Source organism: Bacillus sp. CHD6a, assembly GCF_001293645.1.
Taxonomy (GTDB): Bacteria; Bacillota; Bacilli; order Bacillales; family Bacillaceae_I; genus Sutcliffiella_A.
On record NZ_LBMD01000022.1, the window covers coordinates 1 to 17,527 of the forward strand.

Below are 17,527 nucleotides of genomic sequence, written 5' to 3' on the forward strand. Positions count from 1 at the left end.
CCCCAGACTTCTTCATAATCTACAACCTTTTTAATAAAATAGTCATACCTAATTTTAGGTGGTTGTTTAATAACTGCATCAAATTCTCTTTTGTCCATTTTTCTCAGTCCTTGCCGGGCATATATGTCTACATTTCTAATATTCCTTATTCCATTAAACTGCCCTTTAACGGAATAACGCTTACATTGTATATTGTTTAATTTTAACATAAAATCCCACTAAACCTTTTAAAAAATTGTTATGCAATTTTACCAAACAAATCCCGTATATCTGACTGGAAAACCTTTGATATCACAAAAATTGCCTATCAAATTAGCTTACAATTTGATAGACAAATTATTATTTCTATATTAGCAATAGTTTAACGGAACCCGTTGCATTTTCCAGTGCTTTTTTCACGGGTATTTGTACTTAAGTAGATTTACAAGCTAGTGGCGTAGGAGTTAGGGGATTCTATCATAAGCTCGACGGTATTCATCTTTATATTGTTTGAAATACTTTAAGCGTATCTACATCACTCTTCAACGTGTTAATATCTGCTTTCATCTCATTGATTCCTTGCGTTTTAACATTTCATTTTCCACTTTAGCTCATCTTTTTTACCTTATTATTGCATGATTATAAATTAGCATGTACAAATCATTGTCATTTTACTGACAAAAAGACCTAAGTGTGACTTTTAGAATAATACAAGATTAAATGAACATAGTTTTTTATAAGGATTTATTTCGCTTAATTATTACACAAGCTTCAACCAAGGGGCTGAATGATTTGTACAAGAATCAACATAACCAATTAATCATACTTTTAGGTATTCTCCTATTGCTATTCATTGTTATTAATGTTGTCCGTCACGTCCGAGTATATGTTGTTTATAGTTCGGGTGTAGGTCCATTCTTTATAGGCGGACTAATAATTTTGGCCATAGTTGTCCTTTATGTCAGAAGGTAAAGAAATAGATCAAAAAAACAGGAAGGATATGAGCTCCCTCCTGTTTATGTTATAAATTTAAAAAGCCTCTAACTTCACATGCTCATCCACAATCAATGTCGGTTCCGTCGAGTTCTGGATATCCTCCACTGTGTAGCCGCTTGCAACTTCAACAAGTTTTAATCCTTGTTCTGTTACATCCATTACTGCACGGTCTGTAATAATTCTGTCCACCACACCTTTTCCTGTTAAAGGTAATGTACAATTTTTCAAGATTTTTGCTTCGCCTGCTTTATTGACGTGGTCCATAATGACAATGATTCGTTCTGCTCCATGTACAAGGTCCATCGCGCCGCCCATGCCTTTGATCATCTTGCCTGGGATCATCCAATTGGCAAGGTCGCCGGTTTCACTAACTTCCATGCCGCCTAAAATGGCTATGTTTACATGCCCGCCTCGAATCATTGCAAACGATTCTGCACTGTCAAAGTAGGCTGCTCCTGGGATGGCGGTTACGGTTTCTTTTCCAGCATTAATCAAATCTGCATCCACATTCTCTTTGGTTGGGTAAGGTCCTATACCCAAAAGGCCGTTTTCAGATTGCAGGACTACTTGTTTGTTATCGGATATGTAATTCGCCACAAGAGTGGGCATTCCGATTCCAAGATTCACATAATAGCCGTTCTCAATTTCTTTTTCTGCTCTTTTTGCTATTTTTTCACGGTTGTTTATTGTTGTCATCGTTTGTTCCCCTCCTTGCTAGTCTCTTGTGGTAACACGTTCAATTTTCTTTTCTTGCTGACCTACGATTAGTCGTTGAACATAGATGCTTGGGGTCTGAATTAGATTAGGATCCAATTCACCTATCTCTACAATTTCTTCCACTTCAGCAATCGTCACTTTTCCTGCTGCAGCTATCATTGGATTAAAGTTGCGAGCAGTTTTGTTGTAAATGAGATTCCCCATTTTATCAGCCTTGGTTGCTCTAACCAAACTGAAATCAGCACTGTATGCCTCTTCTAGCAAGTATTCTTTACCGTTGAATTCACGTACTTCCTTGCCTTCCGCAATTGGTGTTCCAACTCCCGCTGGTGTGTAGAATGCAGGTATTCCAGCACCGCCTGCCCTAATCTTCTCTGCAAGTGTACCTTGTGGTGTTAACTCTACTTCTAGCTCGCCAGACAATACTTGACGTTCAAATTCTTTGTTTTCGCCAACATACGAGCCAATCATTTTCTTGATTTGTTTGTTTTTCAATAGAAGTCCAAGACCCCATTCATCAACACCGCAGTTGTTGGAAATCACCGTTAAATCTTTTACCCCTGTTTCCATAAGAGCAAGAATTAAATTTTCCGGAATTCCGCATAATCCAAATCCGCCTACCATGATGGTAGCTCCATCATGAATGTCTTTTACCGCCTCTGTAAAGGATGTATATATTGGTTTCATCTAAAGTTGCACCTCTCTCTTTATATGTTTTCCACAATTGTAGCGACACCTTGCCCGCCGCCAATACATAATGTTGCAAGTCCTTTTTTCGCTTCACGACGTTTCATTTCATGGATAAGCGTTACTAAAATTCTAGTTCCACTCGCACCTATCGGGTGACCAAGTGCGATTGCCCCACCATTCACATTCAGCTTTTCAGGATCGAACTGCAATTCCCTGCCGACCGCAAGCGCCTGAGCGGCAAAAGCTTCGTTTGCTTCCACCAGGTCCATTTCTTCCATGGACTGTCCGCCTTTTTCCATTGCTTTTTTAACAGCTGTAACAGGTCCGATTCCCATGATACTTGGGTCTACTCCACTGCTTGCGTTGGCAACAATTTTCACAAGAGGTTTGATACCAAGCTCTTCTGCTTTTTCCTTACTCATTACCACAACTGCCGCAGCTCCGTCATTTATCCCTGATGCGTTACCAGCAGTTACGGAACCATCCTTTTTAAAAGCAGGTCGCAGCCCGCCAAGCTTTTCAGCTGTAGTTCCTTTTCTAGGAAATTCGTCTGTATCTATCGTTAGAATTTCTTTTTTCTTTTTTACTTCTACAGGAACAATCTCCTCTTTGAACTTACCGTTTTCGATTGCTTGGACAGCTTTTTGTTGACTGTTAGCAGCAAATTCATCTTGTTCTTCTCGAGTTAATTCATATTTCGTGCAGAGGTTTTCCGCTGTCACTCCCATATGGTAATCGTTGAATGCGCAAGTCAATCCATCCGCCACCATGGTGTCTACTAATTTCTGATCGCCCATTTTGAACCCATCTCGAGCACCTTTTAATAAGTAAGGAGCCTGAGACATATTTTCCATTCCACCTGCAACTACTATGTCTGCATCTCCAGCAAGGATGGCTTGTGTGGCAAGGTGTACTGCTTTCAAACCTGATCCGCAAACTTTATTTATTGTCATAGAGGACACTTCTTGAGGAAGGCCCGCTGCCATTGCCGCTTGTCTAGCAGGGTTCTGACCAAGTCCTGCCTGCAGCACATTTCCCATGATTACTTCATCAACACTATCTGGTGCAAGCCCGGCTTTTGCGAGCGCTTCTTTAATTACAATGGACCCTAATTGTGGAGCGGAAACATCTTTAAATGCCCCACCAAAACTTCCTATCGCTGTTCTGACAGCGCTTACAATGACTACTTCTTTATTCGACATAATTTCCTCTCCTCTCGACTGATTAATTTCTAGATTCATGTCGAAAATCCTTCTTTTTTTATAAAATTTCTATTATTCTTGCTTTTAGTCCCCATTATTCCATAAAATTAAAGGTGGGAGAAATTATTCGTGAAGGGGGAAACAACGATGAAATTGCCGTCTAAAGCTACCATTATCGAAGTCGGTCCACGTGATGGATTGCAAAATTTAAAAACATTTGTGCCAACAGATGCAAAAATTGATTTTATAAAAGAGTTGCAGAAAGCTGGAATTCCGGAGATGGAACTTACCTCTTTTGTCTCACCAAGGTGGGTGCCACAAATGTCAGATGCAGCTGAGATTATTGAAAGTTGTAATGACAGAGACTCTCGTATTTTTGTGTTAGTGCCTAATCAGAAGGGCATTGAAAGGTTACGAAGCACCTCTTGTAAAAATGCCGCTGTGTTCGTTGGAGTGAGCGATACATTTAATAAGAAAAATATTAATAAAACTACTGAGGAAAGCTTGGTGGAATTAGAACCTTTAGTAAAAGAATTAAAAGACCAAGGGTACTTTGTTCGTGCGTGTATTTCAACTTCATTTTATTGTCCATATGAAGGGAAAGTTGAGTTGAAGGATGTCGTTTCATTATGTAAGCGATTTGTTTCTTTTGGAGTGGATGAGTTAAGTGTTGCAGATACTATTGGGATGGCGAATCCAAAGGAATCCTTTCAATTATTCTCTGTTTTGAAAGAGGAACTAGCTGATGTCATGTTAACCGCCCATTTTCATAACACCCGTGGTATGGCTTTGGCAAATATTTTTGCTGCACTTCAAGCTGGCGTAGACAGATTTGACACTTCAGCTGGGGGTCTAGGTGGCTGTCCGTTTGCACCTGGTGCATCAGGAAATGTTGCAACAGAAGATGTTGTGTACATGCTAGAACAAATGGGCATTGATACAGGTATCAATTTAAAACGGGTTGTTAGATCATTGGAGAACCTTCTGCCTCATCTGGATAAACAATATGAAAGCCAATATTATAAACTTATACAAGCGAATGGAACGGCTGTCCCTCCAGGTGTATAATTCTTTGCTTCCTTACCCACATTAAGTAGGGAGAATAAGGAAGGGAGAGACCTCTATGTCCAAGCATAATAACCATAATGGTCCGAGCCAAAAGGGACAGCCTAACGCTCAGAGCGCAAAGCAAGTTGTTTCTGCTGAAGAAGTAGAACGCGCAAGCCATCCGACGAAGCGTCAGAATTCGGAGCAATAATTTTTGATAGAAACTGCATTTGTGCAGTTTCTTTCTTTTTTTGGATGAGAGGCACTGTGTTCTGCATTTTATGCTATTATTGTCCTCATTGAACTCCTATGAAGCCCGGCAACTCAATCATCAAAACATTGTCCTCATCCCACACCACTAGTTTCTAGGTGCAAATAACATGACGGAAACGCCGATCAAGCAAATACCTGCTCCAATCCAATCGAACAAATCCGGTGTCTTTCTATCTACTCCCCACCCCCAAAGTACGGAAAGTATGATAAACACACCACCATAAGCAGCATAAACCCTGCCAAATGAAGGAAAGTTTTGAAACGTTGCCAACACCCCATATAAAGCCAAGGCAATCCCTCCAGCCAATCCTAAATACGCAGGTTTTCCTTCCCTAAGCCACAGCCATATCAAATAGCCCCCACCAATTTCTGCTATTCCGGCCATGATAAACAGTACAAACGCATGGACCAATATAAACACTCCCTAAAAATCATCTCAAATCTACTAACCATACCTTCAAATGAGGTCTAAAACAATCTTTTTAAACATAATTTGTAAAAAGCGTTATAAGAGCAAGCTCCTATAACCCATTCTAAAATGAAACAGGTGAGTTCTCTATGTATTTCGTTTATTTCATGGAAAATAAGAATGTAGTATTAAGTCAGTATCGGAAAGAGCTGCCGAACGTGGATGAGGAATTGAAGATAAAGGGGCGCAAAGGGAAAGTCCTCAGTGTAAATCCTGTTGATGACCGACATATTAATATTCACGTTGCTTTAGAAAAAGTAGTTAAAAAAGAATTTGTGGACTTAACGAAAAAAAAGAAGAAATAGGATCATTCAGGATAGGTTCTTCATTGAAGAACCTCTTTTTCTATTCTATTCAACCAATGCACCAACTATATATGGCAAACTGTCTAATAGAAGCCCTCTATTTGACCAAACCACCTTCCAAACTTACAGAACTGTCTATTAAATAGCCCTAATCCCTAGCAAAATCATCTAATCTCCCTGTACCAACGAGGAATAATTTCCCTAAATTCATCATGATCCCTCAATACATCCATGGCATACCGGGACAATAAATCATACTGCTCTTCTCCCATTTTCTTTCCCCACACGAATGACGAAACTACATGCATCGCACTATAAAGGGCAAAAAGCTGCCAAAACTCTTCACTGATTTCCTCTCCGCCGTTATATCCGTCAATGGCTCCAATGGAAAAAGGAACACTGACCTTTATTCCAAAAAAGCCGAGTTTTTGTAGGTCATGTATAGGGTCTCCCCAGTCCATTCTCTGAAAATCAATAAACCCTTTGAAATTATCCCCTTCTACAATGATATTGCAAGGGTGAAAATCATCATGCTGGAATCTGTTAGGACGACCATCCATCAAGTACTCATTTGATTTTATGTAGCTTATAAGTTTACTAATCATTATGGTGTCTAGATCTTCTAGTAGTTTTAATTCTTCTATGTATCTATCACTTTTTCTTTTTTTATGTATGTTCCATAGTTCGGTTCCTTCAGGAGCAGGATACTCATGCAGTTTTTTTAATTCTTTCCCCGCTTGAAACCCAACATGATACTGCTCTCTTTCTGTCAAACTACTAAACGCCTCTTCACCATCCTTACCTGGCAGATATGACAATGCCATGTAAGCTAACCCTAGGTCTTCCTGTGTACCAAACTCGATGGCTTCAGGCACAAAATCTGAAAGTGAGGATAACTTCGTAATTATGTCAAATTCTTTCCTTCTATGATTTGCATCTTCTAAAGGAAAAAGACGAATAAGGTACTTATCATCAATTACGAACTTCTGATCGTTGGAAAAACCTTTAGTAAGCTGTTTTATACTGCTTGCTTCTCTCATGAACGGAATTTCTTGCTCCATTATTCTAACCAATTAAACACATCCCCTTTGTTAACGTATAGACAGTATATTATCCCTCATAACTAATTTTAGGTCTATGACATTATTTATAATACTGCCACTAATATAAGAAAAACTTTTTTTTACATCACACTCCTTATGATATTGCCTTCTGCAATCTATCGGAGTAAAATGTTTCTTAAAAACCTTCCAAGGAAAGTGATCATAATGAAAAAACGCCTATACATAATTATAGCCACCTTATTTCTTTCCTTTCCTTATTTAGCCTATGGAGAAGTTGCACACTCTTTTCCTTTATCAAACGAAGCCATAACAGCTCATAGTGATATGCAATTTGAACCGGCAGTTCAGGCTCCTGGTACTAATGGCTGGCAGAAAAAGAAGAAGGACTTTACATTTCACTCATCACCTTCTAAATCCATAGAAATTCATTCCTATCCAACTAAACATTCCATCAGAAAGAATACCTTAGTAAATCCTCACCTATTCCTTACCCCATATTTTTTTCAGGGGAGTTATCTATCTTATTCAGTGATTTAAATACTAAATAAAACTAAATCACTGAAAAGAGGAAAGAAATTGAATCAGAAAACCGAGCTCAAAAAGTCTATGGAAACATACGTATTTTTAGTTTTTATGGCAGGTTTGTTTTTAACAACCATTATGGTTTCAGCTGCACTGACCGACCAAGATATTTTTGAATTGCTGCCTACATTTTCTTGGGACATGATAAATAGCTGGGATGAAATTTTTAATCGTTAAAAATAACGAAGTCGACTTGCTGAGGGATATCCTCCCTTTACAAGTCGACTTTTTTTATCTATGTTGATCAATTAAGATTGGATTGCCGTCTGGATCTTCAATGGTGAAACTAGCTGGTCCCTCACTGGATTCGTCTGCTTCTGTGAGAATTTTGATTCCTTTTTCCTTAAGACTCTTTTGAAGATCTCTGACATCCGTAAATGCATCCATGTTTTCTGCATTTTGATTCCAGCCTGGATTGAATGTCAAAATATTTTTCTCAAACATTCCTTGGAAAAGACCGATAGTACAATCTTCATTTTTCATAATCAACCAGTTTTGGCTGATTTCCCCTCCAAATACTTCAAAGCCTAGACACTCATAAAATTCTTTTGATTGATAGATGTCTTTAACCGTTAAACTGATTGAAAATGCTCCTAGTTTCATGATTCCTCCCTCTGGATAGGAATACCCTAGCCGAATAAAGTTGCTCTCCCTTATTATAGCAACAACACCGCTAGATAAAGTAGAGAATTTTCACTTTTTTATATTATAATGTTCCAAAGGGGAGATAAATGTGAACTTTACATATGAAAGATTACCAATTGATAGGTTAGAAACTTGTAAAGAAATATGTAATGAGCTAATGGTATACCAGAAATCATTGGCGTATATTACACCAGAGCGTTTTGATGACATGACGTATGAAACGCGATTGATTCCGTCTGTAGAAAAAGCTCAACACAATTATGTAGTGGTAGTAAAAGATAAGGATGAAGTGATTGGCTATGTTTATTCAAACATTTGTCCAAAAGAGGTCTATTCTTCTGATTTCGCCACTTTTTTTGATATGAATACCGTAGAGAAAACATATGTTGGATGCTTGTCTCAATTCTACATAAAGGACAAATATCGCCATTACGGAATTGGTTCAAAGCTGTTTTCCATGTCGATGGATTGGCTACAGAGTTTCAATGAAGTGGAAGATTATTTTATCTTTGTATCCAATGGAAATGAGCAGGCACTTGAGTTTTATAAACGAAAGGGCTTTTTTGTCAGTCATGAGATTTTAAATGGGTTTATTACAGTTTTAAGAAACAAAAAGGTGGCACGATGAATAGTATTTTCAAAGAGAACCTTGAGAAATATACAGACGCTATTGAATATGATCGAATACATGAAAACTATTTAGTAGATTTGCCACTACTTTTAGAATGGGTACCGGAGAGTGGTCCGATCATTGAATTGGCGTGTGGAACGGGAAGATTGACTATTCCAATGGCTGAACAGGGATATGAAATGATTGGTGTGGATATTCATGGCGGAATGTTGGAACGCGCTAAAACCAAAGCTATGAATAAGAGTGTTAACATTCAATGGTACTTACAGGATTGCACACAGCTATCTCTTAATCAACCCACTAAGCTAATGTATATGAGTGGCAACTCCTTTCAACATTTCTTGACCAATGAAGTACAAGATGCACTTTTTCAGTCTGTCCACCAACATCTAGAAGACAGAGGGATATTCATTTTTGATACAAGAAATCCGATTATGGATGAGTTAGCAAAGGTGGATGAGTATGAAGAACGGTTTAAGCATTCAAATGGTATGCAGGTAATCGAGTACCATAAAGAAACTTATCATCCTCTGACACAGATTCTTCACTGTGAAACGGAAAGAAGGTTTTTTAAGGACACAAATTTAGATCTTATTGAGAAAGATAAAATTTTATTACGTTATGTTTTCCCATTGGAGATGCGCCGACTTTTAAATGAAAATGGATTTAACGTCTTGCATGAATATGGAGACTGGAATAAAAGCTCATTAACCGCAAAAAGTCCACAAATGGTCTATGTTTGCCAAAAGAAAGGGAGTAGTTAAAATGCAACTACTCCCTTCCATTTATATCCCTCTGATCCACGTTAAATTCAATTAAATTATGGGATGGATCCATACAAAAGATTTGAGCAAAACCACTTTTGCTCTGAGGTTTTTGCACTATTTTAATGCCTTTACTTTGAAGAAATTCCACCGTTTGCTTATAATCCTCCACCCTGATGGCAAAATGTCCATCCCTACTATCGATATTTTTTTCTTGTCTTAACGTTTCTGCCTGTTTATTTTCAATCAAATGAAGTTGCGCATTGCCCACCTCATACCATGCTCCAGGAAAATCAAAGTCTGGTCGTTTTAGCTCAGAAAATCCAAGAAGTGTTCCATAAAAGACTTTTGCCTCTACAATGTCATTCACTGCGAGGCTGACATGATGTAGGTCCGATATTTTCATCTTGGTTACACACCCTTTCTAATAAGTTTAACTGCTAGTATATCATTTATTGCTTCTTTCCTAGTGAAAAACCCTCAAACAACCTACCACCATAAGGTTCCAATAGACTCTCCACAATATGTATTACCTTGCTTTTATCATTGTTACGATAAAATAAATCAAACGCTTGCGTGAATGCCTCTGCGAAGTTCTCATCAAATTCAGCAAGAGCACGAACTATCCATTTGGAGGAACCAATCCACCTATTATTGGTCCTCAAAGTAAATTCCGCTGCGAGGTCCGCAAGTGTCCCAGCAATAAAAATTGACTCCGATCGATTCGAAGATCCAATAAAATCATCAAGTACATCGGTAAGAAAATATTGTTTCAATTTCGTTGTTTCTGTGTCCCATTTTTCTGGCCCTTCATTCAAAAGTGTTCCCGCTTCTTGTTTTATTCCATCTAAAACACCCTTATCTTTGATAACGATCCCCTCTGAAATCATTCTTGGCAAACATGGTCTAGCCCTTTCACAATCGCTTTTAAAAAAGGCTTGATAGGACTTAAGATTATGGCAGAAGAGCTCAACCGGCCATCCAAACTCGACAAAAGATTCTCTGTATGAAGCGGGTACCTTTTGATCAAAGACCACCATATCCAAGTCTGACGTTGCGCTTTCCTGACCACGGACTACACTGCCAGCAAGTAAAGCTCCTTCACAATGAGGAAAATATTTATCTATAATTTTCTCTGCAGCTTGTATGGGAGATAATCGTTGAAATTGATTTACTTTCATCTATTAAGCACCTCTTTTTTCAAAAGCATATCATAAACAAATGATTTTTTTTAGAAAAATTTTCTTCCCTCTCACTCCTGCCATTTCCCTTCAGGCTAATCTTAATGATAAACTATGGTATATATATCCTTTTTGGAGGTTTTCCGGTGAAACAGCTAAAACGTATTATAATTGTTATGGGCATTTTACTTTCCTATATTCTATTTGTCGGCATTTTTTTTACGAATAAAGTAATGTACATTCGGAAAAAAACCAATGAAGAAATTTTACAGCGGGAAAAACTGCTCGGACATTTTAAAGAAGACCTTTATATGAAATTGCCAAAACGAGAGCTTACTATCCCCTCCCCCCTTGGCTACAATATTTACGGGGAAATGTTTGATGTACCAGGGTCTACACGTTATATGATTTTCAGTCATGGTGTGACGCAAAACACCCTAAATTCCATTAAGTACATGAATATTTTTCTAGCAAGAGGCTGGAATGTTGTTTTATATGATCACCGAAGACATGGGAAATCAGGTGGAAAGACAACAAGCTATGGATTTTATGAAAAGCACGATTTAAAAGCCGTCGTAGATTGGGTCCGCGAAATAGCGGGAAGTGAAGCTATTGTCGGGATACATGGGGAGTCAATGGGAGCTGCTACGTTATTGATGTATGCAGGAGCCATTGAGGATGGGGCTGACTTTTATATTGCTGACTGTCCATTTTCTGATCTAGAGGAACAGCTGACCTATCGATTAAAAGCGGATTTCAAGATTCCGAAGCAACTTGTAATGCCAATTGCCAATACTTTTTTACGGATAAGAGATAAGTACTCCATCCGAGAAGTCTCACCAATCAACGTTATAGAAAACATTGAAAATCCAGTCCTATTTATCCACAGTGAACCTGACGACTTTATTCCCATTATGATGACCCAGCAACTTTTCGAAAAAAAGAAAGGGAAAAAGCAACTGTACGTCGCCAGAAACGGGATGCATGCGATGAGTTACTCTGAAAACCGCGAGGAATATGAAAAAGCAATTGATGAATTTTTGGACGAAATTGGGTTTGGAAACGAAAAATAATCCGAAGGGAGCAATCATACCAATGGTTGTTCCTTTTTTATTCTAAAGAATAATTTCCTATTCTTAATACAAAGATAAAGTTACCGACATATTTGAAGGAGTGAAACATATGGACGAGCAAATCAAGGAATTGAATGCTTTTTTGGAAGGCGAGTTTATGGGCATTCATGCGTATGAACATTATATTAAAAATACCGAGGATGAAGAGATAAAGAAGGATTTGCAGACCATTCAGCAGAACCATAAGATGCATGCTATTTTTGTAGCAGAAAGAATTCAGAACTTGGGAGGCGAGGCGGTTGATGATGTTGGCCTAGTCGGAGCTTTTCAAGAAAGAGTTCAACAGGTAAAAGGTTACCCAAAGGATGCTATTGCCATTATTGAAGGTGCGATACATGGTGAGGAATTCGGATCAGAAATGATGTCCGAATTTGTAAAGGGTGATTTGGATCTGGAAAGCAGAAGTATTGTTCAGTCTATATTGAACGAGCATAAGCAGCATATTGAGTTATTGAAAAAACATTTAAACTAAGTAACGAACGACGACAGTGCGAATGTCACTGTCCTTTCTTTTGTAAATTTTTCTACCTTCCTCCGTATATTTACTACTATAATATAAGTAATAAATATACGGAGGAGTGTTGCATCATGCTTGAATATTTTAACGTTACTATTACCCCCTTTCAGTCTGAGCGAAGAATAAGCGTCCTCTTACCAAAAAATTATGAAACATCGGATAAGCGATATCCTGTTCTTTATATGCACGATGGACAAAATTTGTTTATTGATAGCGAAGCAAGCTTTGGAGTAAGCTGGGGAATTAAGGACTATTTAGAACAACAGTCAGACCTTGAACTTATCGTGGTAGGAATTGATTGCAATCATGAAGGTTATGAGCGGTTTAACGAATATGCACCTTGGGAAAATAAAGAGCTTGGCCAGAGGCTTTTCAATGATGAGAACCTTAAAGGTGGTAAAGGCAAGGAATATATTGATTATCTTACGTTTGAGTTAAAGCCTTTAATCGATGAAAAATATCGAACCCTTCCGGAAGAGACAGCGATGGGTGGCAGCTCCATGGGTGGGTTAATTTCCACTTATGCTGCATGTAAATACCCTCATATTTTTAAGAAGATTGCTTCCCTCTCTTCTGCCTATTGGATTAATCAACATGAAATGGAAGCATACATAAAAGAACGTGATTTAAGTAAAATCGAACAATTTTATTTGGATGTTGGCACAAAGGAAGATACCTCATTTATCAATCATCAAATTTACATCGACTCCAGTCAAAGTGTATATAATTTGTTGGCGGAGAAAGTCGAAAACGTGCGCTTTGATGTTGTAAAAGATGCAGTTCATAACGAAGCGGCTTGGCGGGAAAGGCTTCCAGTCATGTTTAAATTTTTATATAAGTAAGTTGTTGCTATAATACAAAAGGACTCACCAACTTTAACAGTGAGTCCTTTACATAATTACTACTTAGAAAGTTTCGTAAGTTACAACTTCATCAAGTGGGAATCGCAATGTACCGTGTGCTTCTGAGGCTGCTTTTCCAACAGATATCAACATGACAGGGACATAGCGCTCTGGGATGTTAAATTCTTTTCTAAATGCTACTTTATCGAATCCGCCCATTGGAACGCTATCGTATCCTTTTTCTTTTGCAGCTAGCATCAATTGCATAGAAGCAAGTGCACCGTTCATAACCGCTTCATCGCGCGCAAACTGATCATTTGTGTATGCTCCATGAATTTGATTGGTTAAGATTTCTTTTACTTCAGGAGTCATGAACCCTTTTTTTACTACTTCTCCATATACTTTTTCTGCATTTTGATTTGCTTCCAGGTCACCTAAAACTGCAATAGTTACAGAGCTATCTACTACCTGCTGTTGATTATAGGCAATTGGTAAAAGTTTTTCTTTCTTACTATCCGATTGAATTACAAGGAACTTCCAGTGCTGCAGATTCCATGAAGATGGAGCCGTAATCGTTGCCTCTAATATGTCTTGAAGATCCTTTTGCGGCATATCATATTGTGTATATTTACGTACTGAATGACGTTCTTTCATCGTTTGAATTGCTGATTTAGCTGTTGTGTTATTCATGAAGAACTCTCTCCTTCTTCTGATTGAATTTTATTTACTAATCATTTTTAACACACGAATATCTCAATGTCAAAATATATGGTTTCGAGACAATTGGAATTATAAGCAACAAATTGAAAGTTTTGGAATTATCCATTGTACATATCTTTCCCTATACAACAAAAAAACTCCATTCCAATATTAGAGAATGGAGTTCGTTCATTATTTTAAAACTGCAATAATATATAAACAACCATCAATTCCTGCCAAGGAACCATGTACCGTGTCCTTTGGTAAGTATATACGGTCTCCTTTTTGACAAGTAACTAGTTCACCACCCACCTCCATTGAAACACTACCATCCAGTATATGTAAGATCTCGTTGGTTGGATGGGTATGAGTAGGATGTGCTTTGAAAGGCTCATCTTTTTGAACTTCCACATATCCTGTTCCCTTGGTCGGTAACAGCTCCATCGTTACTTTTTCAAGGGTACCACCTACCCCTCGTTCTACCCGGAATTCTTTGAAATCAGAGGGAAAAGAATAAGCTAACTTTTCAATGTTCTTTTTCTCTTTCTCTAAAGACGCGTGAAATGGACATTTTGACGTTTCCACCTTATTATCATCCATTAAAAAGTATTGCCTCCATTCTCTTGTCTCTTTTTTTCCGTACCAATTAAGGGAAGGGTGAGCGGGCACACTATCATACACTTCCAAACGATCCCTCACCGTTTTTTGAAATAACTTTCCAATCTGGGTTTCTCCACTTATCCCATCAAACACCCATCTTGGCTGAAAAGTAATCATAAACGTTGCAGCTTTCCTACTTACCCTTTTTTCATGTACAGGAGTGTTACATACAACAAATATAGGCTCATCATGAAAGGAAAATTCCCATAAATGATGATCCGGGTCTGCAGGGATATTTTGCGGCCATTCCTTCTCATCCAACTGATGAAGATGTTGAAGTACATCCCAAAATTGTTTTTCATACTGTTCCAATGTTTTTTTCTCTTCTGGTTTAAAGAAAGCTACAAAAGAGGTATTCTTCCCAAGTCCCCTCGCTTCACCCAAATATATTTTCAATGCATCGGCCAATTTCTCCATTGCATTGGGACAAGTTGGACTTTCAATAAACGTAAAACGGAGTGAACCTTGTTTAAACCCTTCTACCCCAAAAACACATGGAAAGGGACGTTTCTCTGATAACATATCCTTCGAAAATTCAGAGAAGACGTGCCTACCCCATGGAGGAATATTCTGTAGTGAATACAATGCCTCCAAATCTAATTGCTGCATCCATTCTCCCCCTTAGTTAAACAAAATACTAATTATAAATACGAACAAATCTCTTCAACTATGCATGAAATTACTTTTCTTTTACATATAAATTTATGGACAAGTCTTATAGTTAGGAGTAATTTACATGAATATGATTTGGACCATTCTGCACTTTATGGTACTTGGAATTAGCTTGGCCGCTCCCGTTGGGCCAATAAATTTAGAGATGATTAAACGTGGAATTTCATTTGGATTTTACGCATCATGGCTTGTGGGATTAGGTGGTATGACAGCTGATATCCTTTTTTTATTAGTTATCTTAATCGGTATGGCTCCCTATCTCCAAATTGAATGGGTGGAATTATGTTTGTATGGGATAGGAGGAGGCTTATTGCTATACCTTGGTATCACTACTATCTATGGATCATTCAAAAAAAGAAAAATTCTAGAACTAGGACAACCTATGCAAAGAAACTCATTCATTGTCGGGTTTAGCATTGCTGCATTTAATCCCATTAACTTTGTATTTTGGTTTGGTATTTTCGGATCTTCCATCCATTCTCTCTCTGAGAAGAGCTGGATTTTCGCTTTGGTCGGGTGTCTATCCTTGTTATTCGGGATATTTTTATGGAACTTAAATATAGCCTTTACGGTTCATTTTGCCCGTGCGTTCATTAAGGAGAAAATCCTTAAAACGGTTAATCTTGGCGCCGGAATTGTTTTAACGGTTTCCGCGTTCCCATTTTTGTCCAAGTTCCTAAACCTCCTTTTATAGAATAGTTTCCTCCCTTTTGAAAAAGATAGTTGAGAGGGGGGATCTACTTGAAACATATGTTATCGACGTTCACTGAATTTATCTGGGGTTTCCCAATGATTATTCTGTTTGTACTTGCTGGACTATTTCTAACGGTAAAACTAGGCTTTCTCCCTTTTCGATACTTTCCTCACATTGTAAAAATGACACTAGGTCAAATAGGCAAAAAAACAGAAGGTTCAACGGGAGGAATTAGTCCGTTTGCTGCTTTTACTTCTGCATTGAGCGCCACTGCTGGTGCAACCAATATTGTCGGTGTTCCAGTTGCCATTGCCTTTGGAGGTCCAGGTGCTTTGTTTTGGATGTGGACCGTGGCTTTTATTGGGATGTCCACCATTTTTGCAGAGCTTGTATTAGGGATTACATACCGTGAAAAAAATAAAGAAGGAAAATGGGTTGGTGGTCCTTTCTACTACCTTTCCAAAGGACTACGTTGGGACAAACTTGGCTGGTTTTATGCCTTTGGCTTAATGATTGAAGTGGTTCCAAGTGTCATGGTTCAGTCCAATAGTGTGAGTGTCCAACTAGAAAATGAATACAATATCTCGTTGTTAGTGGTAGGAATTACTTTAGCCATCGCCACTGCCTTTATCGTGTTTGGTGGCATTGATCGAATCGGTAAAATTAGTTCAAGATTGCTTCCTATATTTGTTCTTACCTATGTTGCGTTGACACTAACTATTATTTGCATGAATATCGGCAAGCTTCCTGGAGTTCTTTCTTTAATAGTTCAGGATGCTTTTACTCCAACTTCTGCGGTGGGTGTTTTTGCAGGAGCAACTGTCGTTCAGACCATGAGGTGGGGGCTTGCCCGTGGACTTTACACTAGCGAAGCCGGTATGGGGACATCTGCAATCGCATACGCTTCTGCTGATACAGACCAACCAGTAAGACAATCATTCTGGGGGATGATTGCGGTAATTATCGATACCTTGGTCATTTGCACCCTCACCGGTCTTACCGTGTTGATAACAGATGTATGGAAGGAAGTAGGCGTGAAAAAAGCTGCGTCTATGGTGTCCTATGCAATGAAAACCACGTTGCCTGATTGGCTCAGCTCCCTCTCCATTTCCATATTTTTGGTATTCTTCGTCTTGGCTACCGTTGGCGTGATTATCTTTTACGGAGAAAGTCAGGCTGAATTATTGTTTGGTCGCAAAATGCGTTATGTTATGAGGTTCGTTTACCTTGTTGCTATAGTGGTCGGAGCAGTTGGAGGATTGAAGTTTGTCTGGGAACTGTTGGACTTGCTGCTGTTCTTCATTGTGGTACCGAATATTATTGGGATTGTGTTTTTGAGCGGTGTGGTGAAGAAAGCAAAGGATGCTTATATTGAAGAGTTCATCAAGTAAATTTTTTGGAAGAGGTGCTACCTTAATGTTAATGGGTTAGCACCTTTATTTAATAGTCACGTCTGCGTTTCTTGTTGTTTTTTAACCTACCTCTTCGTGTACGTACCGAACTGCTACAGCTAACCGGGAGACGGGCGGAGAGAATCATTCTATTAGCCCAAACTGCTTCAGTTAACCGGGATACGGGTGGAGAGAACCGCTCTATCAGCCCAAACTGCTTCAGTTAACCGGGATACGGGCGGAGAGAACCGTTCTATTAGCCCAAACTGCGACAATTAACCGGGAGACGGGCGGAGAGAACCACTCTATTAGCCCAAACTGCTTCAGTTAACAGGGAGACGGGCGGAGAGAACCACTCTATTAGCCCAAACTGC

22 protein-coding genes are annotated in these 17,527 nt (G+C 38.6%); 12 read left to right on the forward strand and 10 right to left on the reverse strand.

Translation table 11 applies throughout. The features are described 5' to 3' along the window. Positions 1-1,008: 1,008 nt before the first annotated feature. Genes AAV98_RS15055 through AAV98_RS15065 form a run of 3 tightly spaced genes read right to left on the reverse strand, consistent with a single transcriptional unit; the run spans position 1,009 to position 3,584 of the window. Positions 1,009-1,671, reverse strand: a complete 663-nt coding sequence (locus AAV98_RS15055; protein ID WP_060666374.1) for a CoA transferase subunit B — start codon at positions 1,669-1,671, stop codon at positions 1,009-1,011. A gap of 18 nt (positions 1,672-1,689) precedes the next feature. After that, on the reverse strand, positions 1,690-2,379 hold the full coding sequence (locus AAV98_RS15060; protein WP_060666375.1) for a CoA transferase subunit A: 690 nt from the start codon (positions 2,377-2,379) through the stop codon (positions 1,690-1,692). A gap of 20 nt (positions 2,380-2,399) precedes the next feature. Then, positions 2,400-3,584, reverse strand: a complete 1,185-nt coding sequence (locus tag AAV98_RS15065) for an acetyl-CoA C-acetyltransferase (protein ID WP_060666376.1) — start codon at positions 3,582-3,584, stop codon at positions 2,400-2,402. Between the two features lie 147 nt (positions 3,585-3,731). Here AAV98_RS15065 and AAV98_RS15070 point away from each other — a divergent pair, with 147 nt between their 5' ends. Both AAV98_RS15070 and AAV98_RS20835 read left to right on the forward strand, forming a co-directional pair. After that, positions 3,732-4,652, forward strand: coding sequence for a hydroxymethylglutaryl-CoA lyase (locus tag AAV98_RS15070; protein WP_060666377.1), 921 nt, complete (start codon positions 3,732-3,734; stop codon positions 4,650-4,652). Positions 4,653-4,707: 55 nt separating this feature from the next. Beyond that, positions 4,708-4,842, forward strand: a complete 135-nt coding sequence (locus AAV98_RS20835; protein ID WP_269433474.1) for a hypothetical protein — start codon at positions 4,708-4,710, stop codon at positions 4,840-4,842. 147 nt (positions 4,843-4,989) lie between these two features. On the opposite strand, the gene AAV98_RS15075 is transcribed toward AAV98_RS20835, so the two are convergent. After that, on the reverse strand, positions 4,990-5,319 hold the full coding sequence (locus AAV98_RS15075; protein WP_442853688.1) for a YnfA family protein: 330 nt from the start codon (positions 5,317-5,319) through the stop codon (positions 4,990-4,992). Between the two features lie 143 nt (positions 5,320-5,462). Between AAV98_RS15075 and AAV98_RS15080 the strand changes: the two genes are divergently transcribed. Beyond that, positions 5,463-5,678, forward strand: coding sequence for a hypothetical protein (locus AAV98_RS15080; protein WP_060666379.1), 216 nt, complete (start codon positions 5,463-5,465; stop codon positions 5,676-5,678). A 164-nt stretch (positions 5,679-5,842) separates the two neighbouring features. Here the strand turns inward: AAV98_RS15080 and AAV98_RS15085 are convergent, their stop codons facing one another. Continuing rightward, complete coding sequence (locus AAV98_RS15085) at positions 5,843-6,751, reverse strand: aminoglycoside phosphotransferase family protein (RefSeq protein ID WP_082380916.1); 909 nt, start codon at positions 6,749-6,751, stop codon at positions 5,843-5,845. A 195-nt stretch (positions 6,752-6,946) separates the two neighbouring features. Here AAV98_RS15085 and AAV98_RS15090 point away from each other — a divergent pair, with 195 nt between their 5' ends. Together AAV98_RS15090 and AAV98_RS15095 are read left to right on the forward strand one after the other, a co-directional pair. Next, positions 6,947-7,279, forward strand: coding sequence for a hypothetical protein (locus AAV98_RS15090; RefSeq protein WP_156317800.1), 333 nt, complete (start codon positions 6,947-6,949; stop codon positions 7,277-7,279). 39 nt (positions 7,280-7,318) lie between these two features. After that, the gene (locus AAV98_RS15095) at positions 7,319-7,501 is read left to right on the forward strand and encodes a hypothetical protein (protein ID WP_060666381.1); all 183 of its coding nucleotides are present in this window, start codon (positions 7,319-7,321) and stop codon (positions 7,499-7,501) included. 54 nt (positions 7,502-7,555) lie between these two features. On the opposite strand, the gene AAV98_RS15100 is transcribed toward AAV98_RS15095, so the two are convergent. Then, positions 7,556-7,927, reverse strand: coding sequence for a VOC family protein (locus tag AAV98_RS15100; protein ID WP_060666382.1), 372 nt, complete (start codon positions 7,925-7,927; stop codon positions 7,556-7,558). A gap of 130 nt (positions 7,928-8,057) precedes the next feature. On the opposite strand from AAV98_RS15100, the gene AAV98_RS15105 reads away from it, so the two are divergent. Continuing rightward, positions 8,058-8,597: a GNAT family N-acetyltransferase gene (locus AAV98_RS15105; protein ID WP_060666383.1), complete on the forward strand. Its 540-nt coding sequence runs from the start codon at positions 8,058-8,060 to the stop codon at positions 8,595-8,597. Beyond that, positions 8,594-9,364: a class I SAM-dependent DNA methyltransferase gene (locus AAV98_RS15110; protein ID WP_060666384.1), complete on the forward strand. Its 771-nt coding sequence runs from the start codon at positions 8,594-8,596 to the stop codon at positions 9,362-9,364. The genes AAV98_RS15105 and AAV98_RS15110 overlap by 4 nt, the downstream gene beginning before the upstream one ends. A 7-nt stretch (positions 9,365-9,371) precedes the next feature. Here the strand turns inward: AAV98_RS15110 and AAV98_RS15115 are convergent, their stop codons facing one another. Continuing rightward, positions 9,372-9,770 carry a VOC family protein gene (locus AAV98_RS15115; RefSeq protein WP_060666385.1) on the reverse strand — a complete coding sequence of 133 codons (399 nt, stop codon included), beginning with the start codon at positions 9,768-9,770 and terminating at the stop codon, positions 9,372-9,374. A 46-nt stretch (positions 9,771-9,816) separates the two neighbouring features. Next, positions 9,817-10,545, reverse strand: a complete 729-nt coding sequence (locus AAV98_RS15120) for a nucleotidyltransferase domain-containing protein (protein WP_060666386.1) — start codon at positions 10,543-10,545, stop codon at positions 9,817-9,819. A gap of 104 nt (positions 10,546-10,649) precedes the next feature. Between AAV98_RS15120 and AAV98_RS15125 the strand changes: the two genes are divergently transcribed. The 3 genes from AAV98_RS15125 to AAV98_RS15135 all read left to right on the forward strand — a co-directional run bounded on the left by AAV98_RS15125 (position 10,650) and on the right by AAV98_RS15135 (position 13,037). Next, positions 10,650-11,618: an alpha/beta hydrolase gene (locus AAV98_RS15125; RefSeq protein WP_060666387.1), complete on the forward strand. Its 969-nt coding sequence runs from the start codon at positions 10,650-10,652 to the stop codon at positions 11,616-11,618. A 109-nt stretch (positions 11,619-11,727) separates the two neighbouring features. Then, positions 11,728-12,150: a ferritin-like domain-containing protein gene (locus AAV98_RS15130; RefSeq protein WP_082380917.1), complete on the forward strand. Its 423-nt coding sequence runs from the start codon at positions 11,728-11,730 to the stop codon at positions 12,148-12,150. Between the two features lie 116 nt (positions 12,151-12,266). Beyond that, on the forward strand, positions 12,267-13,037 hold the full coding sequence (locus AAV98_RS15135; RefSeq protein WP_060666388.1) for an alpha/beta hydrolase: 771 nt from the start codon (positions 12,267-12,269) through the stop codon (positions 13,035-13,037). 63 nt (positions 13,038-13,100) lie between these two features. Here the strand turns inward: AAV98_RS15135 and AAV98_RS15140 are convergent, their stop codons facing one another. Continuing rightward, entirely contained in the window at positions 13,101-13,727 is a 627-nt protein-coding gene (locus AAV98_RS15140; RefSeq protein ID WP_060666389.1) for a nitroreductase family protein, read from the reverse strand. A gap of 201 nt (positions 13,728-13,928) precedes the next feature. After that, the gene (locus AAV98_RS15145; RefSeq protein ID WP_082380918.1) at positions 13,929-15,005 is read right to left on the reverse strand and encodes a YqcI/YcgG family protein; all 1,077 of its coding nucleotides are present in this window, start codon (positions 15,003-15,005) and stop codon (positions 13,929-13,931) included. Between the two features lie 127 nt (positions 15,006-15,132). Between AAV98_RS15145 and AAV98_RS15150 the strand changes: the two genes are divergently transcribed. Then, on the forward strand, positions 15,133-15,762 hold the full coding sequence (locus AAV98_RS15150) for a LysE family translocator (protein WP_060666390.1): 630 nt from the start codon (positions 15,133-15,135) through the stop codon (positions 15,760-15,762). A gap of 56 nt (positions 15,763-15,818) precedes the next feature. After that, positions 15,819-17,153, forward strand: a complete 1,335-nt coding sequence (locus AAV98_RS15155) for an alanine/glycine:cation symporter family protein (RefSeq protein ID WP_060666392.1) — start codon at positions 15,819-15,821, stop codon at positions 17,151-17,153. Positions 17,154-17,527: the final 374 nt, after the last annotated feature.